The following is a 25,998-nucleotide window of genomic DNA, read 5'->3' as shown; positions in this document are numbered from 1 at the left end:
AGGCGAGCTTTTTCAAAGGCTCAGGACGTGGTTTCGCAGCTTCGCACCGGAAAAACCGGTTGCGGAGCGGGAAACCATCGGCAGCGCGACCGCTTGACCGCGCGCCGCCGAATCCGCAAAGTGGGCGCAGTCGACCTTTGAGAGGCTGCCATGACTCGCTTTGCCAAATCCGCTCTTGCTGCCCTGATTTCGCTTTGCACGCCGCTGGCTGCACCCTTTGGCCAGCCAGCGCAGGCCGCCGATCTTTCCGTCTATTCCGACGAGGACAGCGGCGTTTGCGGCGAGGCCTGGGTGCTAAGCAAAATCTCCAGCCGCTTCTCCTACCAGGTGCATCACGTGCCGCATCTGCCGGATGTTTCGATCACCGATTTCCAACGCATCCACCAGCATCGCTATCTCCCGGCCAGCGAAGAATGGCCGATCGGCCGCCGCTATTGCGGCGCCACTGTCAGCCTTTCCGATGGCCGCGCCCGCACCATCTGGTACTTGATCGAGGAAGGCCAGGGTTTTGCCTCGATCGGCGACAATGTCGAATTCTGCGTCTCGGGCTTCGACCGCTGGATGGTCTACAACGGCCGCTGCCGCGTCCTGCGCTAAGGTCGGATAAGAACCGCCGTTGCACCTGCCATCTCCTGCAAGGGGGAGATCTGATGTCGCTCCGGTTTCGCCAATCTCCGAACTGCTGCCGCTGCCTCACATCGCCTTCCCACCAGATACGTAAGCGCAGATCAGCTCGACCAACTGCTTCTGCAGTTCCGGCGCGTCGAGCATGTCTCGCCGCGCGGCATTGTGGATGACGCCCTCGACCGCTGAGGACAGCACCCGGGCCACGGTCTCATTGTCCTTTCTGCGCCTGCGATATTGCGCCACCGCCGCCGTGTAGTGATCCAGATAGCGCGACTGGAACGAGGCATGGGCGGCGCGTGAGCCGCGATCGCCCGGCGCCTCGTCGAGCAGCACCTGATGCAGCGTCGGATGGATGCTGTGCGCATCGATCATGCCGCGCACCAGCTCCTGCGCGAATCGCTTGAGCGGCTTGTCGCCTTCTGCTGATTCGGCGATCACCGACAGCACCTGATCGAAATGTCGCCGGCGAATTGCTTCGACCAGCGACAGCTTGTCGGGAAAATATTGATAGAGCGAGCCGATGCTGACGCCGGCCGCATCGGCCACCTTGTTGGTGGTGAAGCCGGCCCAGCCGAGCGCGCTCAGAACATGAGCACCGGCTTCGATGAGCGCCTCGACCGTCGCTCTCGAACGCGCCTGGCGCGGCTGCTTGCGCATGCGTGAGCGCGGCTTTGCAATGCGAGTAGACATGTCTGCTCCAGCAGCCAAGAATATAGATAACATACTCACATTTTTTGCAAAGGATATAGACCATGGACGCGCTGGATTTGCTCCGCAACCTCTTCGTTTATCAAGCCTGGGCGAATGGTGAATTGCTGGAGAAGCTTGCGGGCCTCGACCAGCAGGAGCATATCGATCAGCGCCACACGGCGACCCGTCTCATCAACCACAACCTTGTCGTATCGAAGATATTCGCCGCGCATCTTTCCGGCACGCGTCATGGCTATGCGTCCGACAACACCGAGGACACACCGGCACTCGATGAATTGAGCGCTGATGTCGCTGCGATGGATCGTTGGTATCTCGACTATATCGAAGCCGTCTCGCCAAAGCTCATGTCAGAGTCTGTGCCTTTCACCTTCACCGACGGCGACAGGGCGATGATGTCACGCCAGGAAATGCTGACACATGTCGTCACGCATGGCGGCTATCACCGCGGCGAGATCGGGCGGATCCTGATGCAGATCGGAATTGCGCCGCCGTGGGATACGTTTGCCGTCCACCTCCACCACGCCGAGCCTTCGCGCCGGCTGCAGGTGCGCGAGCGGGTTGGCGCTTAGGGGCCTGCACCCCTTGGCTTCCAAGGGATCGCGGCTTCCTGGGAGGAGGATTCCCCGATCTTCGTTTCCCATTTCCGTTAGGCATCTCTTGCGCCGAAGCTGGCGATCCCCCTTCTCGTCTGGGAGACGTCCGACACACAACAGGCTGTCCTTCAAGTGCTGTCTTTCCTGGCTTTCATCCAACCACTTTCGATATACGAGTAAAAAGCTCGCGTCTAGTTTAGTGCTGTTCCTGCAACCGTTGGGATGAAGCAAGATCAGCCTCTGCTGTGCGATGATTGTTGCCATCTGATAGGCCGCCGATGACCGCGTGAGATCGACGGCGTTGCAAGAGAATGTGAGCTTGACGAGAAGATCGTGTGAGTCGCGATATCAGAGATTTCTCTCGCAATAGTTCGCTGCGAAGCGGGAAGATTCTTTGCCGATTTCTGTGCCGATCATTGCGATCATGCTCTCAGCGTAACCGAAACTTAATCTGCGAAATTCTATGTAATGCTTCGCTGGCTAGATACGCACGAGTCAGATATGCATTAGCTCGCCGGGTCACTCACGGCCATCGGCACAAACGCAAGGGGCATCGCATGGCAAAGATCACGATGAAGGCGCCGGCGGCGAAAGCGCCGGCAAAGAAAGCGGCACCGAAAGCTGCCGCGAAACCTGCAGCAGTAAAGAAGGCAGCACCGAAGGCAGCGGCAAAGCCGGCTGCCAAGGCAGCGGCAAAGCCGGCAGCTAAGGCAGTAGCAAAACCCGCCGCCAAGGCAGCAGCGAAACCCGCCGCCAAGAAGCCGGCCGCCAAGGCTGTGGCGAAGCCTGCTGCGAAGGCAGCAGCCAAGCCCGCCGCCAAGAAGCCGGCAGCCAAGGCAGCGGCAAAACCCGCCGCCAAGGCTCCGATGAAGGCCGCCGCCGCCAAGTCGACGGCAGCTGTGAAGAAGGCTGCACCGGCCAAGAAGCCAGCCGCCAAGAAGAAGTAACAGCGGACCATCTCAAAGCTCCCGGGAACTTTGCCGACTGGCAGATTCCCGGGAGCTTTTTTGTTGTGATTTAGGTCTCGTTTTGATCCACGTCGTTCTCTCGCAATCGACGCCAATTCTATGCGACATGCATTGGCGACTTCATTGTCGGCGGATTGGCCGCCTGGTTTTGCCCTTCTGGCAGTTGCCCCTCAGGGAAGATCGGCCAACACTAAGGCGGTCGCATCCGATGGGGTTCAGGCGACGCGCTCTAGACCTTTGTTTTACGCGCGTCGTTCTCAAGACCGGAACCGCATTTTTGAGCGACATGCACTGGCCGTCCGAAAACAGGAAACCGATCATGCCGAAGCTGCTCTACGCGTCCTCATCCCCCTACAGTTCCAAGGTGCGCATGGCAGCACTCCATGCCGGCATTGCCGTCGAGCTGGTGCCGGTCAAGACCGAGGACAAGCCTGCTGAACTGATGTCAGCCAATCCTCTCGGCAAGATTCCGGTGCTGGTGCTCGACGACGGCCGCTCGATCCATGACAGCCGCGCGATCACTCGGCATCTCAACCGCGCTTCGAAGAGCCTGTTGTTGCCGCGCAATGCCGACAAGCGCCTCGAGGCCGAAGTGCTGGAGGCGCTGGCCGACGGCATATGCGACTGCGCGCTGTCGATGGTCTATGAGCGGCGCACGCGTCCGGAGGAGATGGTCTATCAACCCTGGCTCGATCGCCAGTGGACCAAGATCACCGCCGCACTCGATTTCCTCAACGCCAATCCGCCGAAGCTGCCGAAGAAGATCACGCTTGGCCAGCTGGCGTTGCGTGCCTGCCTCGGCTACCTCTCTCTGCGCTTCGCCGGCAAATGGGAAAAGGGCCGCGGCCGCCTGACCCGCTGGGCAGCGCGTTTCGATGAGAAGTTTCCGGGGCTGAAGGTGGCTGTGCCGGCCTGACGGGCGAAACAAAAAAAGCCGGGCGCGAGGCCCGGCTTTCTTGTGTCGTGGCTTGAACGACAGTTAGAACTTCATACCGACGCCGAAGGTGACGCGGTTGTCGCTCTCTTTGACCTTGGTGCCGACACTGTCGAAGCTCTTGGAACCGAAGTCGGTGTAGCGGTACTCGACACGGCCGAACACATTGTCGGTGATCTTGATGTCGGTGCCGACGCCGGCCGTCCAACCGAGCATGGTGTTGCTGTCGCTGTCGCCGGGGACCGAGATCTTCTGGTTCTTCAGGGCGCCGCCGCCGGTGCCGTAGAGCAGGATTTCCGGGGTCACGGCGTAACCCAGACGGGCGCGCAGCGAGCCTTCGAAGCCGCCCTTGGAATTGACGCCGCCGCTGTCACCCTTGACGCCGTTGTAGCCGAGATCGGCTTCAGCACCGTACACGAAGTTTTCCTGCTGCCACTGGTAGCCGCCGAAAACGCCGCCGACAAAGCCCTTGGTCTTGATGTCGGGGCCGCCGTCCTGGACTTTGGCATGACCGCTGAAGCCGTAGCCGGCGCTGAGACCGGCATACGGGCCGGCCCAGGAAGCGACGGGGAGCTCGGCGATCGGGGCTGGCGCCGGGGGCTCTTCCGAGACGACATCGGCAGCAAAAGCGGTACCGCTGAGGGCGAAGAGCCCGAGCGCAACCGCGAGCGGCGCGAATTTGAGATTGGTTTGCATTGTTGTTTACTCCTTAAGCCACAAGACACGTAGGCTTGTTTGTCCTGAGCGCCATCAACCCGTCCGGGGGGTGAAACGGATCTGGCACTCAACGGTTCCGAATGTCGTGTCAAAATGCGGCGGCAGCGAACCTGAAAATGGGTCATTCCCCGGCACGAATGAGGCCGAAGCTTGACGTTGCATCTTCGCAACAGCGAAATGTCAGTACGCAGGCGATGCTGCACTGCACTCGGCTTGGTGCAACGGGTTCAGCGTCCTATATTGCGGTCCTGCCGACCCGAATCCGGGGCGGTGCCGGCGGCGAAAAAGCCGTTTCGCCACATTCCTGCCCCAGGTGGAAACGGCATTTAACCCCTGGACGCGTCACAATGTGCCGCTAGCCGAATTGAGGCGCAGATTGAGGATTGACAGATGATCGAAGCCGCCGGAACGGCGCTGGTGACGGGCGGGGGGAAGCGGATCGGCAAGGCGATCGTCGAGGATCTGGCCGCGCACGGTTTTGCCGTCGCCATCCACGCCAACCGCTCGACCGCCGAGGCCGACGCGCTGGCTGCGAACATCAGGGACGGAGGCGGCCGCGCCGGCGTGGTAGCCGCCGATCTGACCGACATGGATGCGGTTGGCGATCTCGTCGGCCGCGCCGCGGCAGCGCTCGGCCCGGTCACGCTTCTTGTCAACAATGCGTCGCTGTTCGTCGACGATAGCGTCGAGGACTTCGACTGGGCGGCATGGGACCTTCACTTCGCCATCCATGTGAAGACGCCGGCGCTGTTGGCGCAAAACTTCGCCCGCGCCTTGCCGCCAGGGCAGGAGGGGCTGATCGTCAACATCATCGACCAGCGCGTCTGGCGGCCGACGCCGCGCTATTTCTCCTATGCGCTGTCGAAGTCGGCCTTGTGGACGCAGACCGAAATGCTGGCACAGGCGCTCGGTCCGCGCATCCGCGTCAACGCCATCGGTCCCGGTCCGACGCTGAAGAATGCGCGCCAGGACGATGATGATTTCCAGAAGCAGGTCGACGGCCTGATTCTGAAGCGCGGCCCGCAATTGGCCGAATTCGGCGCCACCATCCGCTATCTCTGGGATGCGCGCTCGGTGACCGGCCAGATGATCGCGCTCGACGGCGGCCAGCATCTTGCATGGCAGACGCCGGATGTGACAGGCATGGTGGAATGAGTCCCGCAGACCAGAAACACAAGACGCGCGCCGGCGCCGCCGACGATATGCCGCCCGAGATCAACCTTGAGGATGAAGCGGTCGAGGAGATCGTCGAGCCCGAGGCCACCGGGCCCGATGTCGCCTTCACAGCGATAGACTGGGCGCCGCATGCCGGCGACGCCGACGGCATGGTCGGCGCCGAGGTCATCCAGACATTGGTCAAGCGGCTGCCCAATGCGCCCGGCGTCTACCGCATGATGAACGCTGCCGGCGACGTGCTTTATGTCGGCAAGGCGCGCAGCCTGAAGAAGCGGGTGACCAACTACGCCCAAGGCCGGTTCCACACCGCCCGCATCGGCCGCATGGTGCGCGAGACATCGACGATGGAGTTCGTCGTCACCCGCACCGAAATCGAAGCGCTGCTGCTCGAGGCCAATCTCATCAAGCGCTTGCGGCCGCGTTTCAATGTGCTGATGCGGGACGACAAGTCGTTCCCTTACATCCTGTTGACCGGCGATCACGTCTCGCCCGGCATCTACAAGCATCGCGGTGCGCGCTCGCGCAAGGGCGACTATTTCGGACCTTTTGCGTCGGCCGGCGCGGTCGGGCGCACCATCAATTCGCTGCAGCGCGCCTTCCTGCTCAGGAGCTGCACCAACTCCTTTTACGAAAACCGCACCCGGCCGTGCCTGCTCTACCAGATCAAGCGCTGTGCCGGTCCATGTACCGGGGAGATCTCGCATAGCGACTATGCCGAGCTGGTCAGCGAGGCGAAGGATTTTCTGTCGGGCCGCAGCCAGAAGGTGAAGACCGAAATCTCTGCCGCCATGCAGCAGGCCTCGCAGGAGCTCGATTTCGAGCGCGCCGCCATTTATCGCGACCGGTTGGCTGCACTGTCCCATGTGCAGAGCCATCAGGGCATCAACCCGGCCACGGTCGACGAGGCCGATGTCTTTGCCATCCATCAGGAGGGCGGCCAGGTCTGTATCCAGGTGTTTTTCTTCCGCACCGGCCAGAACTGGGGCAACCGCGCCTATTTCCCCAAGGCCGATCCGGCACTGGAGGGGGCGGAAGTGCTGGGCTCGTTCCTGGCGCAGTTCTATGACGACAAGCCGACGCCACGGAACATCCTTCTGTCGCGAGGCGTCCAGGATCAGGAACTGTTGGCCGAAGCGCTGTCCACCCGCGCCGGCCGTAAAGTGTCGATCTCGGTGCCGCAGCGCGGCGAGAAGAAGGATTTGACCGACAACGCGCTGCAGAATGCCCGCGAGGCGCTCGGCCGCCGCCTGGCCGAAACCTCCACGCAAGGCCGGCTGCTCGCCGGCTTTGCCGAGACCTTCGGCCTGCCGAAGCCGCCGGTGCGCATCGAGGTCTACGACAATTCGCACATTATGGGCACCAACGCCGTTGGGGCCATGGTCGTCGCGGGGCCGGAAGGGTTTGTGAAGAACCAGTACCGCAAATTCAACATCCGCTCGACCGAGATCACGCCCGGTGACGATTTCGGCATGATGCGCGAGGTGATGGAACGGCGCTTTTCGCGGCTGCTGAAGGAACATGGCGATGTCGTTCCCGACGACGCGGCAGCCGGTGGAGCAGGCGACGATATCGAAGAAGACATCTCCGGCAGCTTCCCGGCCTGGCCCGACGTCATCCTGATCGATGGCGGCCAGGGCCAGATGAGCGCGGTGCGCAAGATCCTCGCCGACCTCGGCATCGAGGATCGCGTGGCGGCCATCGGCATCGCCAAGGGCCAGGACCGCGATGCCGGCCGCGAGCGTTTCTTCGTCAGAGGCAGGGACTCGTTTTCGCTGCCCGTCCGCGATCCCGTGCTCTATTTCGTCCAGCGGCTGCGCGACGAGGTGCATCGCTTCGCCATCGGTTCGCACCGCGCGCGGCGCAAGAAGGAATTGGTCAAGAGCCCGCTCGACGAGATCGCCGGCATCGGTCCCGGCCGCAAGCGCGCGCTGCTGCTGGCCTTCGGCACTGCGAAGGCGGTCAGCCGCGCGGCAGTCGAGGATCTGGTCAAGGTCGACGGTATTTCAGAGCAGGTCGCCAAGCTCGTCTACAATCATTTCCATGAGAGCTGAGCGCCGGTGACGCCGCTGTCCCGATCAAATGGCAGCAGCCGTTCTTTTCTCGCAGGCCACTCGAATCCCGGCAATCGCGCGCTATTTTCGTCTGGCCAATCGAATCTCGCCTGTTGACCCCCTACATCCGGTTCTGATTTGAGTACGCAGGCAGAAAGAGTCCCTGAGATATGGCCAAGCGCGCGTTCAACCTGCCTAACATGCTTACCTATGCCCGCATCGTCGCGGTGCCGCTGGTGGTGCTGTGCTTTTTTCTCGAGGGGCATCTGAAATCGAGCGACTTCGCCCGCTGGTCGGCGTTGATCATCTTCCTGCTGGCTTCGATCACCGACTATCTCGACGGCTATCTGGCGCGCGCCTGGCAGCAGACGTCCAACATCGGCAAGATGCTGGATCCGATCGCCGATAAACTGCTGGTCGCCACCTGCCTGCTGCTGCTCGCCGCCGACACCGACCGCCATGCCGGCATCGCAGGCTGGTCGTTGTGGGCGGCAATCATCATCCTGTGCCGCGAAATCCTGGTTTCGGGGCTGCGCGAATATTTGGCGGCATTGAAAGTCTCGGTGCCGGTGACGCAGCTCGCCAAATGGAAGACCGCCATCCAGATGGTCGCCATCGCCTTCCTGCTGGCTGGGCCTGCCGGCGACAAGATCTTCCCGCTGACCACGCAGACCGGACTGGTGCTGCTGTGGATCGCAGCCCTCGTCACGCTCTACACCGGCTACGACTATTTCCGCGCCGGCCTCAAGCACATCATGGACGAGTGAGATGATCACCCGGCTCATTTATTTCGCCTGGGTGCGCGAACGGATCGGCAAGCCGGAAGAGGATGTCGAACTGCCCGCCGGTATCGAGACGGTGGCCGACCTCCTGCGCTGGCTGAAATCGCGTGGCGAGGAATATGAGCACGCGCTGCAATATCCTGATGTGATCCGCGTCGCCATCAACCAGGAACATGTCGAGCATCGCGAGAAGATAGCCGGCGCGCGCGAGATCGCGCTGTTTCCGCCGATGACCGGGGGCTGACACCATGTCCGGCGCGCCGACGGTGCGCATCCAGCGCGACGATTTCGACGTTGCCGCCGAGATCGCGAAACTGACCGAGGGTCGCGCCGACATCGGCGCCGTGGTGTCCTTCTCAGGACTTTGCCGCGACGAGCAGGGCCAGCTGTCGGCCCTGGAACTCGAGCACTATCCCGGCATGGCCGAGGCCGAAATCACCCGCATCGCCCGCGAGGCACTTCAGCGCTGGCCGCTGCAAGGGCTGACCGTCATCCATCGCCACGGCAAGATCGCACCGGGCGAAAACATCGTGCTGGTGGTGGCAGCGTCCTCGCACCGGCAGGCGGCGTTCGAAGCGGCCAATTTCCTGATGGATTTCCTGAAATCGCGTGCACCCTTCTGGAAGAAGGAGCACCGCGTGGACGGCACCGATGGCGGCTGGGTCGAGGCCAAGGACGCCGACGACCAGGCTGTGGCGCGCTGGAAGGCGCGGCCCGAATAGATCTCGGCGCAGCCATGTATTGACCGCATTCCCTTGGCCAAATCGCATCGGCAAAAAGGGAGCAAGGGCATGCTGGACAGGATCGCCGAATTCTTCGTCTTCGGTTTTGTGCCGCTGGTTATCGGCGTTCTGGCCGTTCCCGAGCCTTCCGTCGCCGCCGAGAAAACCCTGAAGGGCGAGGTGATGTATCGGGAGCGCATCGCGCTGCCGCCCAACGCCGTGCTGTCGGTTCAACTTGCCGATGTATCGCTGGCCGATGCGCCGGCCGCCATTGTCGGCGAGCGCAAGGTAGCGCCGGCCGGCCAGGTGCCGATCAAGTTCGAGATCAGCTTCGATTCAACGGTGATCCGGCCCAACATGACCTATGCGCTGCAGGCGCGCATCACCGCCGACGACAAGCTGCTGTTCGTCACGGACTCGCGCTATCAGGTCGATCCGCTCAGCGACGCGCCGCAGGCCATTGTGCTGAAAATGGTGGCGCCGAGCGACAAGCCGACCTCGGCCTCGCTGTTCGGCCAGAGCTGGCTGGTCGAGTATATCGACGGTATCGGCGTGATTTCGGAGCCGCAGGCGACGTTCCGGGTCAGCGAAGCCGGCAAGGCGGGCGGCAGCGGCCCGTGCAACGCCTATTTCGCCACCGCCAAGGTCGACGGCGAGACCATCGTCATCAGCGACATCGGCTCGACCTACAAGGCCTGCGCGCCGGAGATCATGGCCGAGGAAAAGGCGCTGTTCGAGGCGCTCGCCAAGGCGGCGTCAAACCGTGTCGATGGCGGCAAGCTGATCATCGCCGACAAGGACGGCCGTGACATTTTGCGATTTAACGCAGCGAGTTAAGATCAAGACTGCGGCGGCGGCGGGGGCGCCGGCGTCAGGCCGAACCGGCGCATCAGGTCCATCAGCCTGGTGCGGTCTGGCGGGCCGCCAGTGCTGAAGATGGCGAAGGCCTCGCGAAAATAGTCCGGGCCGATCGCCGCCGGCGTCACCACGCACAGCACCTTGGCGGTCGCGGCGGTGTCGTTGTCGAAGCGGTGAACCGCGCCGCGCGGAATGCACAGCGCCTGGCCCGGCCCGATATCGTGCCGGTGTCCGTCGACGGTCAGCATCAGCACGCCTTCGATCCCGTACATCGTCTCTTCATAGTGATCGTGGCTGTGCGCCGGGGCGGGCAGGCGCTGCGAGCCGGCGACCGTCAGTTCGAAGGCGGCGATGCTGCCGTTCGACTGGTCGCCGGTAAGCAGGAAGCGCACGGCAAGGCCGCCATGGCTGATTGTCTCGTCGGCCGGATTGACGCTGATCTGGCTAGCTCTGTCTAGCATTTCATCCTCCCACGTGGTAAATTGAATTTACCGAAATGAGTAAACTCGATTTACCAGAGTGTCAATGCCATTATCCGCGGAAGAACCGCCAAAGAAGCCACCGCTGATCGGTGCACTGCTGCGCGTTCCGGCCATGGCCATTCACCGCAAGCTGATCAGGGATCTCAGGGCGTCGGGTTTCGAGGACCTCAGCCCGCCGCATATGGCGGTGATCCAATATCCCGGCCCGGATGGCCTTCGGCCGAGCGCGCTCGCCGAGCGCGCCGCGATGAGCAAGCAGGCCATGAATCAACTGCTGAAGACGCTGGAAGCGATGGGTTATATCACTCGCTCGGCGGCGCCCGATGAGAGCGGCGGGACCGTCGTCCACTTCACCGACCGCGGGCGCGCCGCATACCAGAAGATGGCCGACATCCTGCTCGACGTCGAGCGGGAATGGGCGCAGGAGCTTGGGCAGAAGCGCTTCACCGAGCTGAAAACGCTGCTCGGCGACCTCTGGGACACGCCGCTGATCCGCTAAGGGAGCGGGCCAAAAACAAAAAGCCGGGGTTTTGCCCCGGCTTTCATAGTCAAACCTGTCTATCGGCTCAGCCGACGATCTCGGTGTCCGAGAACCAGTACTTGATCTCTTCAGCAGCGGTTTCCGGCGCGTCGGAGCCGTGCACGGAATTCTCGCCGATCGACAGCGCGTGGACTTTGCGGATGGTTCCTTCGGCGGCGTTGGCTGGATTGGTCGCGCCCATCACTTCGCGGTTCCTGGCAATGGCGTTTTCGCCTTCCAGCACCTGCACGATGGTCGGCGCCGACGACATGAATTCCACCAGTTCGCCAAAGAACGGACGATCCTTGTGCACGGCATAGAAGCCTTCGGCCTCGCGGCGGCTCATCCACACGCGACGTGAGGCGACGACGCGCAGGCCGGCCTCTTCCAGCATCCTGGTGATGGCGCCGGTAAGATTGCGCCGGGTCGCGTCCGGCTTGATCATGGAAAAGGTGCGTTCGAGCGCCATGGGGTCGTCCTTGTCTTGAGATGAAAGTCTTGAGATCGGAATGTGGAGTGGCGGGCTCTATACAAGCCGCCCGGCCCATTGCCAAGGGGACGCGCCCCGGCAGCGTTATTCGGCCGCGACCGCCCGCATGGCTGTTCGCAACGCCCTGGTCAAAGGCAAGGCTTTGCGGGAAAATGGCGATTGCGCAGGCACGCACGGTTTCGAAGGGAAATCAGCGGAACGGAAAGACATCGGACCATGTTTGACGGGACGCGCTGGCCTACCACCACCCCAGGCCGGGCGACATAAAAGGGAGCCTATTGATTATCGGCATTTTTGCTGCCGTGGGCCTTGTTCTGCTGCTCTTTCTGGGTCGCCGCACAGATACGAACTTCGGCTTCGGCCCCGAATGGCAATGCACGCCGATGCCGAAGGGCGACCCGATCTGCGTGAAGCTGGTCCGCAAAGACGGCGCGAAGTGACTGTCAGTATCACTACCGCCTGATAACAACGGGCGGCCGCCGGCGCTCCCAGCCCTCGCGCTCCAGCGTCGGCATCTCATGCTCCTCGCTGGGATAGCCGAGGCAGAAATAGCCGATCAGCGTCCACTCAGGCGGGGTGTCCAGGATTACGGCCATCTCGGCGGCGTCGAGGATCGACACCCAGCCCATGCCGATGCCTTCCGCCCGCGCCGCCAGCCACAGCGTGTGCACCGCCATGACGGCCGAATAGTCGATGGTTGCCGGCATCGTCATGCGGCCGAGCCCATGGCCCTGTTGCGTCGTGCGGTCGGCGAAAACCGCGAACTGGCAGGGCGCTTCATTGAGACCGGCGAGCTTCAGCCGGGCATAGAGAGCGGCGCGCTCGCCTGAAAAGCATTCAAGAGCTTCGGCATTGCACCGCTCGAAACAGTCTCTCACCGCGCCCCGCCGCTCGGCGCTCTCGACCACCACGAAGCGCCACGGCTGGCTGAGACCGACGGACGGCGCGATGCTGGCAAGCTCCAGCAGCCGCTCCAGCGTACCCTCGGGCAAAGCCGTCCGCTCGAAGCGCCGCACATCCCGGCGCCAGCGCAGCAGCGCGACCAGCCCGGAGCGAAAATCGTCGGTGAAATCGGGGGGTGGTGGCATGGCGATCAGGAGACTTGTGTGGGGAATAGGCAGTAGGCAGTAGGCAGTAGGCAGTAGGCAGTAGGCAGTAGGCAGTACAGCGCTCGGACCCTATTGCCTACTGCCTACTCCCTAAGCTGCTGCCGCCGCCTCCTTCCAGCAATGCGGGCTGAACGGACGGGTCGCGTCGTGTCCGACGAGTTCATTGAACAGAATGGTCATTGGCGGCTGCGCCATCGCGGTCTAATTAGGCGCCTGCGGCTGAAGCGGAACTCGTCGGCGGGAAAAAGATGAAACAGCATTTCATGATGTTCGCGGCCTACAATCAATGGGCCAATGGCCGCATCTACGATGCCGTCGCCGCGCTTGACGAAGAAGAGTTCAACCGTGATGTCGGCGCATTTTTCGGCTCGATGATGGGCACGCTCAACCATCTCCTGGCCACCGACCGCATCTGGATGAAACGCTTCACCGGCGAGGGTGACGCGCCGACGAAGCTCGACGCCATCCTGCACCGGGCGCTGCCTGGCCTCAGGCTGGCGCGCGAGGCCGAGGACAGGCGGATCGCCGACTGGGTGGGCGGCTTGAGCGACAAGGCCTTGTCCGGCCGCTTTTCCTACATGACCGTTTCCGACATGCGCACAGTCTCGCAAAGACTGGCGCCGGCGCTGAGCCACGTCTTCAACCACCAGACCCATCACCGCGGCCAGGCGCACGCCATCCTGACCATTCTCGGCCGGCCTTCGGTGCAGCTCGATCTGGCGTTTTTCCAACGCACCGACGAAGGCCGCGCCTACGCCTGATTTCTTGACCGCGCTTTGCGTTTGAAGACGCCGGAGCGGCATTACTTCGGCGCCTTTGTGCCATCCGTCCGCGACCGGCTGTCGATACCAGTGAAACGCCTCTGGACGCGACGGACAGCGCCAAAGCCTCAACCTTCAGCCTGAATCCCAAGCCGGGTTTTTTGAAGCCCGTGGTTGCACGACGCTGCCCGGTGGCTTGTGCCGCCCTTTGGCGCGCCCCTTGCTCGGCCGGCCGCTACAACCTGCTCCATTTTTCAGTAGAGTTTCTATTTAATAAATTCAACAAAGTTTAAATATTGAAGCAAAAACATATTTTTTTTTAGAAACCGAGTACACTGATTGAGAACTACAACGGCCCATGTCGAAAAAAATAAAGAAACTATAAGGAAGACTCGTGCGTAGCTGTGAGTGCATAAGCATATGTCTGCTTTGGTTTGCTGGCATGTTGCAATGCACAAAGCAGAACGGCAACAAGGAGAGTGTCATGGTTAATATCACTCAGAAAATCGCTAGAGCACTGGCGGCGGGTGCAATTATCGTTATTTTTGCCGCTCCCGCGAATGCAGGAGGCGGAATTGGCGTCGGTGTCGGCGCATCTATCGGCGGTGCTGGCGGCATCAATGCAGGTGTTGGCGCTTCGATCGGCGGAAGCGGCGGGGTCAAGGCCGGTGCCGGCGCCTCGGTCGGCGGCAGCGGCGGTATCAAGGCGGGTGCTGGCGCAACGGTCGGCGGCAATAGCGGCGTTACTGCGGGCCTCGGCGCCTCAGTCGGCGGTAGCAGCGGCATCAAGGCCGGCGCTGGCGCGACGGTCGGCGGAGCCGGTGGCATCAAGGCCGGTGTTGGGGCCACGGTCGGCGGCAGCGGAGGTATCAAGGCCGGTGTCGGCGTCAACGTCGGCAGCGGCATCAACGTCGGCGTCGGCGTCGGCATTGGCGGAACGCCGGGCACGCCGGGTACGCCCGGCACTCCAGGAACTCCTGGAACACCAGGCACACCTGGGACACCCGGTGTCGTCGCCAGCATGTCGAACAGCCAGCTGACACGTATGAAGAAGCGCTGCGTCGATGTGCTCGCCAGTGAGGGCACCTACGACAGCGATCTGCGGCAGCTATGCCTTATGATCTCGCGTCGCTGAGACAGGTTTCGCCGGGAGTGTCGAACCAGCCGTGAGGCTTTACGGCACTCTCCTACCGCATGGCCCAGACTTCCCGAGGGACATGCGCTGACGAGAAGCCTCCGGCCAGTCGGAAAGCCCGCCGCGCAAGTGGCGGGCTTTTTGTGACCGCCGCCATCTTCACGGCAATCGGTCACACTTTCGATTAACCGTTAACCACATTAGAATTGAAGGCAAGGGTTTAGGGTTTCATTTGTGTTCCCGCTGCAAAATAGCGAACACAGTGGGAGAAATTGGCATGCGGGTCGATCTGTCGCCCACGAGCTGGGGCAGGGTCATAGCAGTCACGGTTGTCGGCACAGCGATCTGCATCGCGGCGGCCTTCCTTGTCGATTCCTACAATTTTCCGTCGCTGTCGCCCGAAGCATTGCGCTGGGCGCAGCTCACCGACCTGTTGCTGCCGCTCGTGCTGGGTGGGTCGTTCTTCTCTTTCCTTATGTACAAGATGCGCCAGCTGGCGATCGCCCAGAAGAATCTGAGCATCGTCGCGGCGACCGACAGCCTGACCGCGGTGTTCAACCGCGGCGCGTTTTCAATGCTGGTCGAGGCCTATCTCGAACAGGCGCGCAGCCAGGCCGTCGTCGATGCCGGCGCCCTGCTGATCGTCGACGCCGATCATTTCAAGACTATCAACGATCGATTGGGCCACGATTGCGGCGATCAAGCGCTCAAGCTGATCGCGCAGACGATCAAGGCTCAGCTGCGCGGCGCCGACATCGTTGGACGCATCGGCGGCGAGGAGTTCGCCATCTTCCTGCCTGGCGCCGACCCGTCGCAGTCCTGGCTGGTTGCTGAGGGGATCCGGCGGCGCATCCGCGAGGTCGAGTTTGCTCCGGGTGGACGGCCCTGTCCGCTCTCGGTGAGCATCGGTGGCGTCGCCTTCAGCGGACCGACCACCTATGCCGACATGTTCCTGACGGCCGACCGGCACCTCTACAAGGCCAAGTCCAACGGCCGCGACCAGGTCAGTTTTGAGACGACCGGGCCGCGCGCCCTGCTGGCCGGTGATCCGACGTTGCATTGAAATGCGGGCGCCAGGCGAGGCTCCGGTCGGGCACAGGCGCTTTTCAAACGGATCGCGGCAATGCGACCTGGAACACGCAGCGGCGCCGTCAGCTTCCATGGTGTCGACTGCAGCAGGCCTCGTTCCTTAACGCAAGTGTCTCGGTCTGCTGGTTGGCGCTGCGATCCGTTGGCCTGCCGCATCGATATGATGCCTTCAGATGTACCTAGTCCTCGCTTGGTGCGTCTGCCGCTGCTTGCGGGTTGGCCGTCCATTTCTGCTTCGAGGTGTGGATCAACGCGATGGCGAAACGGTGGCTGCAGCGTCGCTCGCTATCGCGCGTGGTACCCGCCTCGGCGGCTTGTACCGTTATCCAATGCTCATAGATCGGATGAGTCAGTGGATCCAGAAGTCGGCCTAAACTTGTTATTACTTAGAGAAGAAATAATCCGTAGAGTGGCGCCGGATTTTCCATTGTTCCATCCATTCATCAAGATGACGATATATTCAACTTCCTGATTGACCATAATGGATTCTGACGTCTCAAGGGGCAGTTAATATTTCAGAGATGGGGCAAGCATCTGCAATAAAACTCAAAGGAATTTTAACTCGGCATCTAGGCCGGGGCCTTTTACTCCTCGAGTTCGCCTCAGGGTATGGATGCGTGACGTGGCACCATGTAAAGGATGAAGACATCGATCTCGTCAGTTCCGATCATCCACAAGCGATTTCTTTCCTGGCGAACGAATTCAAGGTTAAAGCCATTCAGTCGCGATCGATACCGGAGGAGGCAGTTTTTGGCCGGCTCTATGATGCAGTCTTTGCGCTTTCATTCTTTTCCACATGCCGATAACAACTGGTCGCGATGGCTGGTTCGTCTGTTCAGCTTTGTGCGGCCTGTTTGCATTGAACAGTGAACAGGCCGACATCGCGGTTGAGGAATACGGCATGATGGCCATGGATCTTGGGTTCGTGATCAAACTATCTCAAGACGCTTCCAATGCCGAGTTACTCCAAGATGAAGTGGACGCTTGGTGGGATCACCAAGACGTGTTTGTCGTTCGACGTCTGCCGGCAAGTCCGAGTGATCTTTTTGCTGGGCAGGCCTGGTCCCGGCCGTCTCAGACGGCGTAGCCGCCATAACCGTGTGCGACCGGCTTGACCGAGACGGCCGGCTGGACCGCGGGCCAGAGGATGCCTGCCGTGACCGCAAAGGTGATCAGGGCATCGCGTGCGGCCTCGGTCGAGATTTCTCCGGCGCGCGCCGCCTCGCAAGCCCTCACGGCCGCGCCATAGCTCAGGCGCCGGCGTGACGGCGGAAATTCGGTCAGGAAATCATGCATCTCGAACAGCGAGGCGAGCATGCGTTTGTGGCCGGCGCCAACGCTAACGGCAACCGGGGTGAAGAACATCGCGTCGTGCATTCTGGCCTCTCTGGATGGGCGGAAGGCGGCGGTCGCCGCTCTCCGATCGCGGGTTGGACGCCAGAAAACGCGGCCGGCGGCCCGAGGTTCCCTGAGAGATGCCATGACAGGCCGATTTGCTTCTTGAGGTCGCTCCCCGGCGGCATCCGCGGTTGGCGGCTTCTATTTCCACATGCCGCGCATGCGGGCGCCGAGGTCGACGCGGACTTCAGGTCTGTGGCGCGGATCGTCCTTTGCGTGGACGCTCGCCCAAGAGGTCTGCTCGAAGGCGCCGAGGATCGAGGCCGGGATGAAACGGGTTCGCGAGGCATAGACGTGGCGGTCGCCGCGCGCTGCCTGGCCGTGAGTGAAGAAGCGCTGCGGCGTCACCAGATGCAGGCCGTCCTTGGCCCGCGTCATGGCGACGTAAAGCAGCCGGCGCTCCTCCTCGATGTCTTCCTTGGTGCCGACGCCGAGATCGGCCGGGATGCAGCCATCGACGGTGTTGAGCACGAAGACGTTCTTCCATTCCTGGCCCTTGGCCGAATGAATGGTCGACAGGATCAGATAGTCCTCGTCGCGGTGCGGCGGCCCGGCCTGGTCGCTGGTCGCATCCGGTGGATCCAGCGTCAGCTCGGTCAGGAAGCGCTCGCGCGAAGCATAGCCGGAACCGATCTGCTCGAGCTGCATGAGGTCGGCTCGCCGCGTCGTCGCATCCTCGTGCATGCGCTCGAGATGCGGCTCGTACCACAGCCTGACCTGTTCGAGATCGGCCGGCCATTTCCCCGACCGGGCGCGCAGGCCGGAATAAAGCGCAACGAAGGCTGGCCAGTCCTCAGCCGCGCGTTGCGGCGGCCGGTAGCGGGCCAGCCCCATTTCCTCGTCGAGCGATGTCGCCATGGTCTCGACGATGGTGCTCGCCGCCGAAGGGCCGATGCCGGGCAGCAGCTGCAGCACGCGGAAGCCGGCGATGCGGTCGCGCGGGTTCTCGGCAAAACGCAGCACCGAAAGCACGTCCTTGACATGGGCGGCGTCGAGGAATTTGAGCCCGCCGAACTTGACGAAGGGGATGTTGCGGCGCGTCAGTTCGATCTCCAGCGGGCCGCTGTGGTGCGAGGCGCGAAACAGCACCGCCTGCGATTTCAGCACCGTGCCGGCCTCGCGCTCGGCCAGGATGGCCTGGCAGACATAGTTCGCCTGCTCGGCCTCGTCGCGCACGCTGACCAGTTTCGGCCTTTGCGAGGATTTGCGCTCCGACCAGAGGTTCTTGGTGAAGCGCTCCGACGCCTCCGAGATGACCGCGTTGGCTGCCGCCAAAATAGTCACGGTCGAGCGGTAGTTGCGCTCCAGCATGATGACATTGGCGGCTCGCGCGAATTGTTGCGGGAAATCGAGGATGTTGCGCACTTCCGCGGCGCGAAACGAATAGATCGACTGCGCGTCGTCGCCCACCACTGTCAGTCCGGCGCCGTTCGGCTTCAGCGCCGAAAGGATCGAGGCCTGCAGCCGGTTGGTGTCCTGGTATTCGTCGACCAGCACATGGTCGAAGCGCGAGCCCAGATGCGCCGCGATCTCCGGCTCGGCGGCCATCTGCGCCCAGTAGAGCAGGAGGTCGTCGTAATCGAGCACGTTCTGCGCCTGCTTGGCCTCGACATATCCGGCGAACAGCTCTTTCAGCTGTTCTGCCCACCCCGAGCACCAGGGAAAGGCCGAACCCAGCACCTCGCCAAGCGGCGCCTGCGCGTTGACGGCGCGCGAATAGATCGCCAGGCAGGTGCCCTTGGTCGGAAACCGGCTTTCGGTCTTCGAGAATCCAAGCTCATGCCGGGCAAGATTCATCAGGTCGGCGGAATCCTCGCGGTCATGGATGGTAAAGGCGGGGTCGAGGCCGATCGTCAGCGCATAGTCACGCAGCAGCCTGGCGCCGATGCCGTGAAACGTACCGGCCCAGCTCAGCGCGTCGGCGATGACGGACGCGTCTCGGCCCAGCACCTCGCCGGCGATGCGTTCGACCCGCCTGGCCATTTCGGTGGCGGCGCGGCGCGAGAATGTCATAAGCAGAATGCGTCTGGGATCAGCGCCCTTGACGATCAGATGCGCAACCCGGTGGGCGAGCGTGTTGGTCTTGCCGGAGCCGGCGCCGGCGATCACCAGCAGCGGCCCGGCGATCTGGCCGTCGCCATGTTCGACAGCGAGCCGCTGCTCGGCGTTGAGCTTCGCCAGATAGGCGGGCCGCAAGGACGAATCATTGATGGCGATGGTCATCGCCTATCAAGCATCGTTTCCGCTTTGTTCGCAACGGGCGGAAGTCGCCCTTACCGCCGTGGCGCGACACCCGTTGCCGCCGACTGGCGCCGCAAGGCGGCGCGTTCGTCGCCAGGCACCGGCAACGGATCGAAATTGTCGGGCACGTCCTTGATGATCTCCTTGGCGATGCGATAGGTCGCGTAAGCGAAAAGGCCGGTTATGAGCAGACGGATCATGGCGCGATCTCCTTTAGGCAACCAACCTCAGAGCCGCCGTTTGGTTCCAGCCGACGCGGTGTCGTTTGCGAGCGTGCAACCAAAGCTGAATCCTCTCGTTGCCTTCACGAGGGGAGGGCAAACGAAGGAGGTTGCCATGAAGAAGCTCCCTGTTCTGTTGGCCGTCGGCTTGGCGCTCGCCGCCTGCGACAACAATATCCAGCCGACCAAAGCACCCTTGCTCGACCATGCCCCGCAGTCGGATTCGGCGCCAAAGCCGGCGGCCGGCGGCGATCAGCCCGCGCAATGATCGTTTTAGCGGGACGACAAGGCTGAAGGTAGCCTTCGGGAGAAGAAGGCCGGCGCCGCTTGGGAGGTGAGCTGATAGCGCCGGCCAGGCGGATATCAGGTCCGCCGCAACAACCGAAGATAGCTGAGTCTCTCGCCTGCGTCATGAGGTGGGCCGCATCGACCTGCTTCATGACGGCGCTTCTGCACAAAACAACTTCGATGTCAGATGGCGTGCGGAACGAAACTCGACGGGAGGACCTCAGGCAATGGCCTTGCGCAGCACCGGGCCGCCGGCAATCCCGGCGTCCAGCTGGCACTGCGTCAGCGCCGCCTCGGCCATGATCCACTGCTTGAACAGTTCCACCTTGCGCGTGTAGGGCGCGGTGACCGGGCAGACGAAATACCAGCCGGCGGTGTTGGGGTGATGCACGGCAAACGGCGCCACCAGTCTCTCTGCGCGGATCTCGCTCGCCATATAGGCGCGGTTGGCGACTGCAAAGCCCATGCCGGCATTGGCCGCCTCATAGGACATCATGCAGGAATCGAAATAGATGCTCTTGGTCTCGCCGAGCACGGAACTCGCGCCGGCAAAACCCAGCCACGACTGCCAGTTCTGCGTGCAGGTGTCGGAATGCAGCAGCGTGAAATGCCTGAGGTCGTCGGGCGTCACCTGTGACGGCGGCGTGTCGCCGAGAACCTCGTGGAACAGCTTCCTGCTGCACACCGGCGTCAAATCCTCCTTGAACAGCAGGTCCGCTTTGAGGTCGGGAAAGCTGCCGTCGCCATAGCGGATCTCGAGGTCGAACTCGGAGGTGGCGAACTCATTGGTGGCGTAGGAGGTCGAGACCCGCATTTCGATTTCGGGATATTGCCGCTGGAACAGCGGCAGGCGGGCAAACAGCCAGCGCGCTGCGAACGTCGGCAGTACCGAAATCTTCAGCACATGCGCCTGCGACTGTCCGGTCGCCTCCATGCTGGCCGCCACGATGCGCTCCAGCGCCTCGCGAACGCGCGACACATAGGTCTCGCCTTCGGGTGTCAGCGACACCGCATTGCCGCCGCGCTGGAAGATCTTGAAGCGCAGCTGGTCCTCGAGGCTTTTGACGCGCTGGCTGACGGCGGAAGCAGTAATAAACTGCTCTTCGCCCGCGCGCGTGAAGTTACGGTGCCGGGCGGCACTTTCGACAATCTTCAGCGAATTGAGGTTGACCTGACTGAGCAGACGCACGCGTTTCGACCTTAAGCTGGGCTTACACTAGCACCAGCATTCCTAATTTTACAGGGGTGGGGAAATTAATCGACAGTTTACCAAGTGATGCCCCCATCCTGGAGAAGTAGAATGAACGCCCATACCATACCTGAACTGCGCTACGCGATGAGCCGAGAAGCCATTATCGGCCATGAGACGGCCTGGAAAGTGTCGGGTTTCGGCGTTGCGCAGTATCTGCATGGCTACGACCCGGCGCTGCTGGCGGCGATCGAAGAGGCGGCGTTGAAGCTCAAGGCCAGCCACGCCGTGCACAAGCACCTCGACCTTACCTTCATCACCGGCGCCGACCGTTTTATCCCGGAGATCAAGGAACTGCTGCATGACAAGCTGCGCCTGGAACGTCTGTCCGACATGATGGGCACCAAGCTCGAGCCCTATCCGCTGTCGATCGTCGGCTCGACCGTCACTTTCATGAATCCCAAGGACGGCGCCGTCGATTGGCATTGCGACGGTGTCCCGGTCACCGAACTCATTCCGCTGTCGATCAGCAATCCGCTGGTCGGCGGCCATCTCGAAATCTACTGCGACGATTCCGAGACCGGCCGCGCCATCCTTGAATCCGGCCGCGAGATTCCGCGCAACCAGGTCATGCGCATCGACCACAAGATGAACTACGCCACGCTCGGCCAGTTTCTCGGTGTGCTGCACCGCACCGCGCCGATCCAGCTCGGCTCGCGCGTCACGCTGGTCCTCAACCAGCGCTCTGTGGCCAAGCCCTACGTCGACGACAATCGCATGTTCTATCTCGCAGCCGACAATGATCACGATCGCGAATGGGTCAACGAACTGGCCGAAGACGTCTGGACGAACCAGCTGCCGGCCTATCGCCGCTTCGAGGAAGAACGTCCGGTTGCGGCGGCGGCCGATGCACCGGTCCCGGGCGGGTCAAGGGATTCATGGTAGCCAGAGCATAGAAGTGGACGCCGGTTTGGTCGTCGGTAACATCATGGTCGGCGATAAGGACAAGGCACCGTCGCGCCGATTCCGGGATGGATCCGGCTCGCCATCGGCCCTGGTCTTCGCCGCCGGCGCGGTCGCCCTGTGGTCGACCAACGCGCTGGTCGGCAAATCCCTGCTGGCCAGCCATCCAGTGTCGCTCGTGCAGTTGCTGCAATTTTGTGGAGCGGCTCTGGTGTTCGCCGTCATCCATCTGGCGAGCCGGAAGAGGGGCCTGCAAGACGCAGCCTTTTCCAAGGGTGCTGACGGCACCCTGGCGCCGGTCGCGGTCGGCTTTATTGGCCTGGTCGGCACCATGGTGCTGCAATACATCGCCTTTGCCTCCATGCCGGTGATCGAGGCCAATCTCGTCGCCTACACCTGGCCGCTGATGGTCGCGGCGGCGGTCATCGTGCTGGGCAAGCGGCAACGCCCCGTGCTGCTGGGGTTGACTGCCGTGCTCGGCTTTGTCGGCGTGGCGCTGGTGATCTCGGGTGGTCGCGGCCAGCCTTTTCTCCAAGGCAGCATCGTCGGCTATCTCGCTGCCTTCGGCTCGGCGCTGTGCATGGCCTTCTATTCGATTGCGGTCGCCCGCCTGGCCACACCGTCGGAGCGTTTGCTTTTGCCTTCGGCGTTGGTCGGCGTCGGCCTGACCTTGCTGTGGTGTATTCACGACGGCGCTGCCTGGCCATCCAGCGAGCACCTCCTGCTTGGCCTCTATCTCGGTGCCGGCCCGATGGGGCTGGGATATTATTTCTGGTCGCGCGCCTTGAAGCTTGAAGGCGGCGGCAAGGTTGCGGTCATCGCCTATCTGACGCCGATCGCATCGACGCTGCTGCTGACACTTTCGGGCGAAAGGCTGACGCTGACCGCGATAGCCGGTGCGGTCCTCGTCATCGGCAGCTGTATTGCGGTGGGCATAGAACGCTCGGAGGCTGAACATGCTTGACGACGATGAACGCCTCGCCAGACAGGAAGCATTCTGGCTGCTCAAGGAGTTCGGCGCCGAGGCGCCGCTCTACGCCGCCATGAAGGCCGAAAAGGCGATAGAGCAAAAAGATTTCGGCCGGTGCGCCCGCTGGAAGCGCATTCTGGACATACTGGCCGACTCTAAACCTGCGGCGTCCGTGCAGTTGAAATCTGCTGGCGCGAAGTCGGCCGTTTCCAAGTATTAGATTTTCTAATTTGCAACGTTGCAACCTGTTGTGGAAACATCCTCCTGTTCCGATTCTTGATCATTTATTGAGACTTTAGCGACCCGTTGGGGGGTGCAGCTAGGTCGATACATCAAGAGAAGTCTTAAAAAAAGCCGGCAACTTCATGACCGGCGGGAGAAACAGAATTGCACACCATCGACAGCAAGACCGCTATTGAACTGACTGCTGACATCGTCTCGGCCTATGTCGGCAACAATCCTCTCCCTGCGTCTGGCCTGCCGGATCTGATCGCCAGCGTCAGCGCATCGGTGCGCAAGCTGGGCAGCATTGCCGCCGTGGAAAGCCCCGCGCTGAACCCCGCTGTCAATCCGAAGCGGTCGGTGTTTCCCGATCACATCGTCTGTCTTGAGGACGGCAAGAAATTCAAGTCGCTGAAGCGCCACCTGATGACCGACCATGGTCTGAGCCCGGAGGAATATCGTGGCAAATGGGGCTTGCCGTCGGACTATCCGATGGTGGCGCCGAACTACTCCGCGACCCGTTCGGCACTGGCCAAGTCCTCGGGCCTCGGCCGCAAGCCGGCCGTTCCGGCCGCCGCGGCCAAGGTGACGAAGCGCAAACCCAAAGCCTGAACCAGGCAGCCTCTTAAAGTCAGTCTGCAGTTAGCAGTGATGGACGGCGCGCTTTGGGCGCGCCGTCTTCATGCCTTATGCCCCCGCCGGCGCCCAGGCCCTTGCGAAGCGCCGCCCTCCCGTGCAAAAGCCCCGGCATGCTTATCATCAACGATCTTTCGCTCCGCATGGCCGGACGCTTGCTTCTCGATCATGCCTCGCTGACCTTGCCGGCCGGCACCAAGGCCGGCCTCGTCGGCCGCAACGGCACCGGCAAGACGACGCTGTTCAAGGCCATCACCGGCGACTTTCCCTCCGAGACCGGCTCGATCAGCCTGCCCAAGAACACCCGCATCGGCCAGGTGGCGCAGGAAGCGCCCGGCACCGAGGAGCCGCTGATCGAAATCGTGCTCAAGGCCGACCTCGAGCGCACCGCATTGCTCGAGGAGGAAAAGACCGCCACCGACGCGCACCGCATTGCCGACATCCATATGCGGCTGGCGGATATCGATGCGCATTCGGCGGAATCTCGCGCGGCCACCATCCTCGCTGGCCTTGGCTTCGACGACGCCGCGCAGCGCCGCCCGGCCTCGTCCTTCTCCGGCGGCTGGCGCATGCGTGTGGCGCTCGCCGCGGTGCTGTTTGCCGAGCCCGACCTTCTGCTGCTCGACGAGCCGACCAACTATCTCGATCTCGAAGGCACGCTTTGGTTGGAAAACTACGTGTCGAAATATCCGCACACGGTGCTTCTGATCTCGCACGATCGCGACCTGCTCAACCGCGCCGTCAATTCCATCGTTCATCTCGACCAGAAGAAGCTGACCTTCTGGCGCGGCGGCTACGACCAGTTCGAGCGCCAGTACACCGAGCAGAAGGAATTGCAGGAGAAGGGCCGCGTCAAGCAGGAAGCCGCGCGCAAACACATGGAGTCCTTCGTCGAACGCTTCCGCGCCAAGGCTTCGAAGGCGAGACAGGCGCAGTCGCGCATCAAGGCGCTGGAGAAGATGAAGCCGATTGCCGCGATCGTGAACGACACGGTGCGGCCGTTCTCTTTCCCCGAACCGGTGAAAACGGTGGCGTCGCCGATCATTGCCTTGAACAACGTCAATGTCGGCTACACCGAGGGCCAGCCGATCCTGAAGAAGATGACGTTGCGCATCGATGCCGACGATCGCATCGCGCTGCTCGGCGCCAACGGCAACGGCAAGTCGACCTTCGCCAAGCTTCTCTCGGGCCGGCTGAAGCAGGAAACCGGCACCATGACGGTCGCGCCGGGCCTGAAGGTGGCGATCTTCGCGCAGCATCAGCTCGACGATCTCAGGCCTGATGAAAACGCCTACGAGCATGTCCGCCGGCTGATGCCGGAGGCGCCGGAATCCAAGGTACGTGGCCGCGTCGCCCAGTTCGGTCTCACCACCGAGAAGATGAACACCGCCGCCAAGGACCTGTCCGGCGGCGAGAAGGCGCGCCTGCTGATGGGCCTGTCGGCCTTTGAGGGGCCAAACTTGTTCATCCTCGACGAACCGACCAACCATTTGGACATCGACAGCCGCGAGTCCCTGATCCATGCGCTGAACGAGTTTCCCGGCGCCGTCATCCTCATCTCGCATGACCGCCATCTGCTGGAAGCGACCGCCGACCGGCTGTGGCTGGTCAAGGACGGGGCGGTCAACCCGTATGACGGCGACCTTGAGGACTACAAGACGCTGGTCACCGGCGTGTCCGGCGACCGACGCGGCAAGCGCGAGGCCGAGAAGGCATCCAAGGCCGATCGCCGCCGCGATGCCGCGGCGCGCCGCGCCGCCTTCGAGCCGCTGGCAAAGGAAATCCGCGCCACCGAAGCGCTGATGGACCGCATCCGCAAGCGCATCGACCTGATCGAGGATGAACTCGCCAATCCGGCGGTATACGAGAAGGATCCATCGACGGCGACCCGGCTGGCCAAGGAGCGCTCGCAACTGGCACAGCAGCTTGCCGGTCACGAGGAAAAGTGGCTGACCATGTCGGCCGAGTACGAGGAAGGCACGGCGGAGTGATTTACCCTCCCCCTTGTGGGGAGGGTCGATCCGCAAAGCCGAGCGGGGCGGGGGTCTGCGCCGCACCCCACCCCGGCGCTGCGCGCCGACCCTCCCCATCAAGGGGAGGGTAAGATCTGGCCCTACACGCCGCCCGCGAAACCCGCTAAAAACG

The 25,998-nt window shown here is 62.4% G+C and carries 31 protein-coding genes; 22 read left to right on the top strand and 9 right to left on the bottom strand.

Going from position 1 to position 25,998, the window contains the following annotated elements; genetic code table 11:
* The first annotated feature begins 150 nt into the window (after nt 1-150).
* Entirely contained in the window at nt 151-597 is a 447-nt protein-coding gene (locus tag X727_RS143505) for a hypothetical protein (protein WP_023834761.1), read from the top strand.
* A gap of 96 nt (nt 598-693) precedes the next feature.
* Here the strand turns inward: X727_RS143505 and X727_RS143510 are convergent, their stop codons facing one another.
* Nucleotides 694-1,284 carry a TetR/AcrR family transcriptional regulator gene (locus X727_RS143510; RefSeq protein ID WP_023673456.1) on the bottom strand — a complete coding sequence of 197 codons (591 nt, stop codon included), beginning with the start codon at nt 1,282-1,284 and terminating at the stop codon, nt 694-696.
* A 95-nt stretch (nt 1,285-1,379) separates the two neighbouring features.
* On the opposite strand from X727_RS143510, the gene X727_RS143515 reads away from it, so the two are divergent.
* From X727_RS143515 to X727_RS143525, 3 genes are all read left to right on the top strand, one after another.
* Complete coding sequence (locus X727_RS143515; protein WP_023711920.1) at nt 1,380-1,907, top strand: DinB family protein; 528 nt, start codon at nt 1,380-1,382, stop codon at nt 1,905-1,907.
* A 581-nt stretch (nt 1,908-2,488) separates the two neighbouring features.
* A complete protein-coding gene (locus X727_RS143520; protein ID WP_023834760.1) occupies nt 2,489-2,878 on the top strand; it encodes a hypothetical protein in 390 nt (129 codons plus the stop codon).
* Between the two features lie 340 nt (nt 2,879-3,218).
* Complete coding sequence (locus X727_RS143525) at nt 3,219-3,815, top strand: glutathione S-transferase family protein (protein ID WP_023834759.1); 597 nt, start codon at nt 3,219-3,221, stop codon at nt 3,813-3,815.
* A 63-nt stretch (nt 3,816-3,878) separates the two neighbouring features.
* Here the strand turns inward: X727_RS143525 and X727_RS143530 are convergent, their stop codons facing one another.
* Nucleotides 3,879-4,529 (bottom strand): outer membrane protein, encoded by a 651-nt coding sequence (locus X727_RS143530; protein WP_023834758.1) that lies wholly within the window; start codon nt 4,527-4,529, stop codon nt 3,879-3,881.
* Between the two features lie 411 nt (nt 4,530-4,940).
* Between X727_RS143530 and X727_RS143535 the strand changes: the two genes are divergently transcribed.
* From X727_RS143535 to X727_RS143560, 6 genes are all read left to right on the top strand, one after another.
* Nucleotides 4,941-5,705 (top strand): SDR family oxidoreductase, encoded by a 765-nt coding sequence (locus X727_RS143535; RefSeq protein WP_023705338.1) that lies wholly within the window; start codon nt 4,941-4,943, stop codon nt 5,703-5,705.
* Nucleotides 5,702-7,777, top strand: coding sequence for an excinuclease ABC subunit UvrC (uvrC, locus tag X727_RS143540; protein WP_023705337.1), 2,076 nt, complete (start codon nt 5,702-5,704; stop codon nt 7,775-7,777). The genes X727_RS143535 and uvrC overlap by 4 nt, the downstream gene beginning before the upstream one ends.
* A gap of 170 nt (nt 7,778-7,947) precedes the next feature.
* Nucleotides 7,948-8,544, top strand: coding sequence for a CDP-diacylglycerol--glycerol-3-phosphate 3-phosphatidyltransferase (gene pgsA / locus X727_RS143545; RefSeq protein ID WP_023673449.1), 597 nt, complete (start codon nt 7,948-7,950; stop codon nt 8,542-8,544).
* 1 nt (nt 8,545) lies between these two features.
* A complete protein-coding gene (gene moaD, locus X727_RS143550) occupies nt 8,546-8,803 on the top strand; it encodes a molybdopterin converting factor subunit 1 (RefSeq protein ID WP_023673448.1) in 258 nt (85 codons plus the stop codon).
* 4 nt (nt 8,804-8,807) lie between these two features.
* On the top strand, nt 8,808-9,281 hold the full coding sequence (locus X727_RS143555; protein WP_023834757.1) for a molybdenum cofactor biosynthesis protein MoaE: 474 nt from the start codon (nt 8,808-8,810) through the stop codon (nt 9,279-9,281).
* Nucleotides 9,282-9,350: 69 nt separating this feature from the next.
* The gene (locus X727_RS143560; protein ID WP_023731117.1) at nt 9,351-10,118 is read left to right on the top strand and encodes a YbaY family lipoprotein; all 768 of its coding nucleotides are present in this window, start codon (nt 9,351-9,353) and stop codon (nt 10,116-10,118) included.
* 2 nt (nt 10,119-10,120) lie between these two features.
* Here the strand turns inward: X727_RS143560 and X727_RS143565 are convergent, their stop codons facing one another.
* The gene (locus X727_RS143565; protein ID WP_023689086.1) at nt 10,121-10,600 is read right to left on the bottom strand and encodes a cupin domain-containing protein; all 480 of its coding nucleotides are present in this window, start codon (nt 10,598-10,600) and stop codon (nt 10,121-10,123) included.
* Between the two features lie 64 nt (nt 10,601-10,664).
* On the opposite strand from X727_RS143565, the gene X727_RS143570 reads away from it, so the two are divergent.
* Complete coding sequence (locus X727_RS143570; protein ID WP_023727329.1) at nt 10,665-11,120, top strand: MarR family winged helix-turn-helix transcriptional regulator; 456 nt, start codon at nt 10,665-10,667, stop codon at nt 11,118-11,120.
* 67 nt (nt 11,121-11,187) lie between these two features.
* Here X727_RS143570 and ndk read toward each other — a convergent pair whose 3' ends face one another.
* Nucleotides 11,188-11,610 (bottom strand): nucleoside-diphosphate kinase, encoded by a 423-nt coding sequence (gene ndk, locus X727_RS143575; protein ID WP_023684731.1) that lies wholly within the window; start codon nt 11,608-11,610, stop codon nt 11,188-11,190.
* A 299-nt stretch (nt 11,611-11,909) separates the two neighbouring features.
* Here ndk and X727_RS1000000168055 point away from each other — a divergent pair, with 299 nt between their 5' ends.
* Nucleotides 11,910-12,071, top strand: a complete 162-nt coding sequence (locus X727_RS1000000168055) for a hypothetical protein (protein ID WP_023834756.1) — start codon at nt 11,910-11,912, stop codon at nt 12,069-12,071.
* A 12-nt stretch (nt 12,072-12,083) separates the two neighbouring features.
* Here the strand turns inward: X727_RS1000000168055 and bluB are convergent, their stop codons facing one another.
* A complete protein-coding gene (gene bluB, locus X727_RS143580; protein ID WP_023743816.1) occupies nt 12,084-12,719 on the bottom strand; it encodes a 5,6-dimethylbenzimidazole synthase in 636 nt (211 codons plus the stop codon).
* Nucleotides 12,720-12,988: 269 nt separating this feature from the next.
* Between bluB and X727_RS143585 the strand changes: the two genes are divergently transcribed.
* From X727_RS143585 to X727_RS1000000168715, 4 genes are all read left to right on the top strand, one after another.
* A complete protein-coding gene (locus tag X727_RS143585; RefSeq protein ID WP_023743817.1) occupies nt 12,989-13,501 on the top strand; it encodes a DinB family protein in 513 nt (170 codons plus the stop codon).
* 484 nt (nt 13,502-13,985) lie between these two features.
* A complete protein-coding gene (locus X727_RS143590; protein ID WP_023743818.1) occupies nt 13,986-14,636 on the top strand; it encodes a hypothetical protein in 651 nt (216 codons plus the stop codon).
* A 277-nt stretch (nt 14,637-14,913) separates the two neighbouring features.
* A complete protein-coding gene (locus tag X727_RS143595; RefSeq protein ID WP_023738635.1) occupies nt 14,914-15,699 on the top strand; it encodes a GGDEF domain-containing protein in 786 nt (261 codons plus the stop codon).
* An 885-nt stretch (nt 15,700-16,584) separates the two neighbouring features.
* Nucleotides 16,585-16,812, top strand: a complete 228-nt coding sequence (locus X727_RS1000000168715; protein ID WP_023834755.1) for a hypothetical protein — start codon at nt 16,585-16,587, stop codon at nt 16,810-16,812.
* Here X727_RS1000000168715 and X727_RS143600 read toward each other — a convergent pair.
* From X727_RS143600 to X727_RS1000000168605, 3 genes are all read right to left on the bottom strand, one after another.
* On the bottom strand, nt 16,800-17,102 hold the full coding sequence (locus X727_RS143600) for a DUF982 domain-containing protein (RefSeq protein WP_023670262.1): 303 nt from the start codon (nt 17,100-17,102) through the stop codon (nt 16,800-16,802). The two genes, X727_RS1000000168715 and X727_RS143600, sit on opposite strands and share 13 nt — an antisense overlap.
* Nucleotides 17,103-17,264: 162 nt before the next feature.
* On the bottom strand, nt 17,265-19,346 hold the full coding sequence (locus X727_RS143605) for an ATP-dependent helicase (RefSeq protein ID WP_023743820.1): 2,082 nt from the start codon (nt 19,344-19,346) through the stop codon (nt 17,265-17,267).
* A 50-nt stretch (nt 19,347-19,396) separates the two neighbouring features.
* Nucleotides 19,397-19,564 carry a hypothetical protein gene (locus X727_RS1000000168605; protein WP_023684745.1) on the bottom strand — a complete coding sequence of 56 codons (168 nt, stop codon included), beginning with the start codon at nt 19,562-19,564 and terminating at the stop codon, nt 19,397-19,399.
* 136 nt (nt 19,565-19,700) lie between these two features.
* On the opposite strand from X727_RS1000000168605, the gene X727_RS1000000168600 reads away from it, so the two are divergent.
* Entirely contained in the window at nt 19,701-19,853 is a 153-nt protein-coding gene (locus X727_RS1000000168600) for a hypothetical protein (protein WP_023684746.1), read from the top strand.
* A 240-nt stretch (nt 19,854-20,093) separates the two neighbouring features.
* Here the strand turns inward: X727_RS1000000168600 and X727_RS143610 are convergent, their stop codons facing one another.
* Nucleotides 20,094-21,062: a LysR substrate-binding domain-containing protein gene (locus X727_RS143610; protein ID WP_023743821.1), complete on the bottom strand. Its 969-nt coding sequence runs from the start codon at nt 21,060-21,062 to the stop codon at nt 20,094-20,096.
* Between the two features lie 111 nt (nt 21,063-21,173).
* Between X727_RS143610 and X727_RS1000000168595 the strand changes: the two genes are divergently transcribed.
* The 5 genes from X727_RS1000000168595 to X727_RS143635 all read left to right on the top strand — a co-directional run bounded on the left by X727_RS1000000168595 (nt 21,174) and on the right by X727_RS143635 (nt 25,844).
* Nucleotides 21,174-22,007, top strand: coding sequence for a hypothetical protein (locus X727_RS1000000168595; RefSeq protein ID WP_023743822.1), 834 nt, complete (start codon nt 21,174-21,176; stop codon nt 22,005-22,007).
* 13 nt (nt 22,008-22,020) lie between these two features.
* The gene (locus X727_RS143620; RefSeq protein WP_245274193.1) at nt 22,021-22,989 is read left to right on the top strand and encodes a DMT family transporter; all 969 of its coding nucleotides are present in this window, start codon (nt 22,021-22,023) and stop codon (nt 22,987-22,989) included.
* Nucleotides 22,982-23,215: a hypothetical protein gene (locus X727_RS143625; protein ID WP_023684750.1), complete on the top strand. Its 234-nt coding sequence runs from the start codon at nt 22,982-22,984 to the stop codon at nt 23,213-23,215. Before X727_RS143620 ends, X727_RS143625 begins: the two co-directional genes overlap by 8 nt.
* Before the next feature lie 167 nt (nt 23,216-23,382).
* Nucleotides 23,383-23,829, top strand: a complete 447-nt coding sequence (locus X727_RS143630) for a MucR family transcriptional regulator (RefSeq protein ID WP_023670270.1) — start codon at nt 23,383-23,385, stop codon at nt 23,827-23,829.
* A 137-nt stretch (nt 23,830-23,966) separates the two neighbouring features.
* A complete protein-coding gene (locus X727_RS143635) occupies nt 23,967-25,844 on the top strand; it encodes an ABC-F family ATP-binding cassette domain-containing protein (protein WP_023689073.1) in 1,878 nt (625 codons plus the stop codon).
* Nucleotides 25,845-25,998: the final 154 nt, after the last annotated feature.

The organism is Mesorhizobium sp. L103C105A0 (genome assembly GCF_000502215.1).
GTDB lineage: Bacteria > Pseudomonadota > Alphaproteobacteria > Rhizobiales > Rhizobiaceae > Mesorhizobium.
Note: the sequence above shows the minus strand (reverse complement) of the source record. Positions and strands in the feature narration are given on the sequence as shown.

Excerpts from the sequence above, each read along its gene's own strand:
- X727_RS143505 (WP_023834761.1), top strand. The coding sequence starts at position 151 with ATGACTCGCTTTGCCAAATCCGCTCTTGCTGCCCTGATTTCGCTTTGC.
- X727_RS143510 (WP_023673456.1), bottom strand. The coding sequence starts at position 1,284 with ATGCGCAAGCAGCCGCGCCAGGCGCGTTCGAGAGCGACGGTCGAGGCG.
- X727_RS143515 (WP_023711920.1), top strand. The coding sequence starts at position 1,380 with ATGGACGCGCTGGATTTGCTCCGCAACCTCTTCGTTTATCAAGCCTGG.
- X727_RS143520 (WP_023834760.1), top strand. The coding sequence starts at position 2,489 with ATGGCAAAGATCACGATGAAGGCGCCGGCGGCGAAAGCGCCGGCAAAG.
- X727_RS143525 (WP_023834759.1), top strand. The coding sequence starts at position 3,219 with ATGCCGAAGCTGCTCTACGCGTCCTCATCCCCCTACAGTTCCAAGGTG.
- X727_RS143530 (WP_023834758.1), bottom strand. The coding sequence starts at position 4,529 with ATGCAAACCAATCTCAAATTCGCGCCGCTCGCGGTTGCGCTCGGGCTC.
- X727_RS143535 (WP_023705338.1), top strand. The coding sequence starts at position 4,941 with ATGATCGAAGCCGCCGGAACGGCGCTGGTGACGGGCGGGGGGAAGCGG.
- uvrC (WP_023705337.1), top strand. The coding sequence starts at position 5,702 with ATGAGTCCCGCAGACCAGAAACACAAGACGCGCGCCGGCGCCGCCGAC.
- pgsA (WP_023673449.1), top strand. The coding sequence starts at position 7,948 with ATGGCCAAGCGCGCGTTCAACCTGCCTAACATGCTTACCTATGCCCGC.
- moaD (WP_023673448.1), top strand. The coding sequence starts at position 8,546 with ATGATCACCCGGCTCATTTATTTCGCCTGGGTGCGCGAACGGATCGGC.
- X727_RS143555 (WP_023834757.1), top strand. The coding sequence starts at position 8,808 with ATGTCCGGCGCGCCGACGGTGCGCATCCAGCGCGACGATTTCGACGTT.
- X727_RS143560 (WP_023731117.1), top strand. The coding sequence starts at position 9,351 with ATGCTGGACAGGATCGCCGAATTCTTCGTCTTCGGTTTTGTGCCGCTG.
- X727_RS143565 (WP_023689086.1), bottom strand. The coding sequence starts at position 10,600 with ATGCTAGACAGAGCTAGCCAGATCAGCGTCAATCCGGCCGACGAGACA.
- X727_RS143570 (WP_023727329.1), top strand. The coding sequence starts at position 10,665 with ATGCCATTATCCGCGGAAGAACCGCCAAAGAAGCCACCGCTGATCGGT.
- ndk (WP_023684731.1), bottom strand. The coding sequence starts at position 11,610 with ATGGCGCTCGAACGCACCTTTTCCATGATCAAGCCGGACGCGACCCGG.
- bluB (WP_023743816.1), bottom strand. The coding sequence starts at position 12,719 with ATGCCACCACCCCCCGATTTCACCGACGATTTTCGCTCCGGGCTGGTC.
- X727_RS143585 (WP_023743817.1), top strand. The coding sequence starts at position 12,989 with ATGAAACAGCATTTCATGATGTTCGCGGCCTACAATCAATGGGCCAAT.
- X727_RS143590 (WP_023743818.1), top strand. The coding sequence starts at position 13,986 with ATGGTTAATATCACTCAGAAAATCGCTAGAGCACTGGCGGCGGGTGCA.
- X727_RS143595 (WP_023738635.1), top strand. The coding sequence starts at position 14,914 with ATGCGGGTCGATCTGTCGCCCACGAGCTGGGGCAGGGTCATAGCAGTC.
- X727_RS143600 (WP_023670262.1), bottom strand. The coding sequence starts at position 17,102 with ATGCACGACGCGATGTTCTTCACCCCGGTTGCCGTTAGCGTTGGCGCC.
- X727_RS143605 (WP_023743820.1), bottom strand. The coding sequence starts at position 19,346 with ATGACCATCGCCATCAATGATTCGTCCTTGCGGCCCGCCTATCTGGCG.
- X727_RS1000000168605 (WP_023684745.1), bottom strand. The coding sequence starts at position 19,564 with ATGATCCGTCTGCTCATAACCGGCCTTTTCGCTTACGCGACCTATCGC.
- X727_RS1000000168600 (WP_023684746.1), top strand. The coding sequence starts at position 19,701 with ATGAAGAAGCTCCCTGTTCTGTTGGCCGTCGGCTTGGCGCTCGCCGCC.
- X727_RS1000000168595 (WP_023743822.1), top strand. The coding sequence starts at position 21,174 with ATGAACGCCCATACCATACCTGAACTGCGCTACGCGATGAGCCGAGAA.
- X727_RS143625 (WP_023684750.1), top strand. The coding sequence starts at position 22,982 with ATGCTTGACGACGATGAACGCCTCGCCAGACAGGAAGCATTCTGGCTG.
- X727_RS143635 (WP_023689073.1), top strand. The coding sequence starts at position 23,967 with ATGCTTATCATCAACGATCTTTCGCTCCGCATGGCCGGACGCTTGCTT.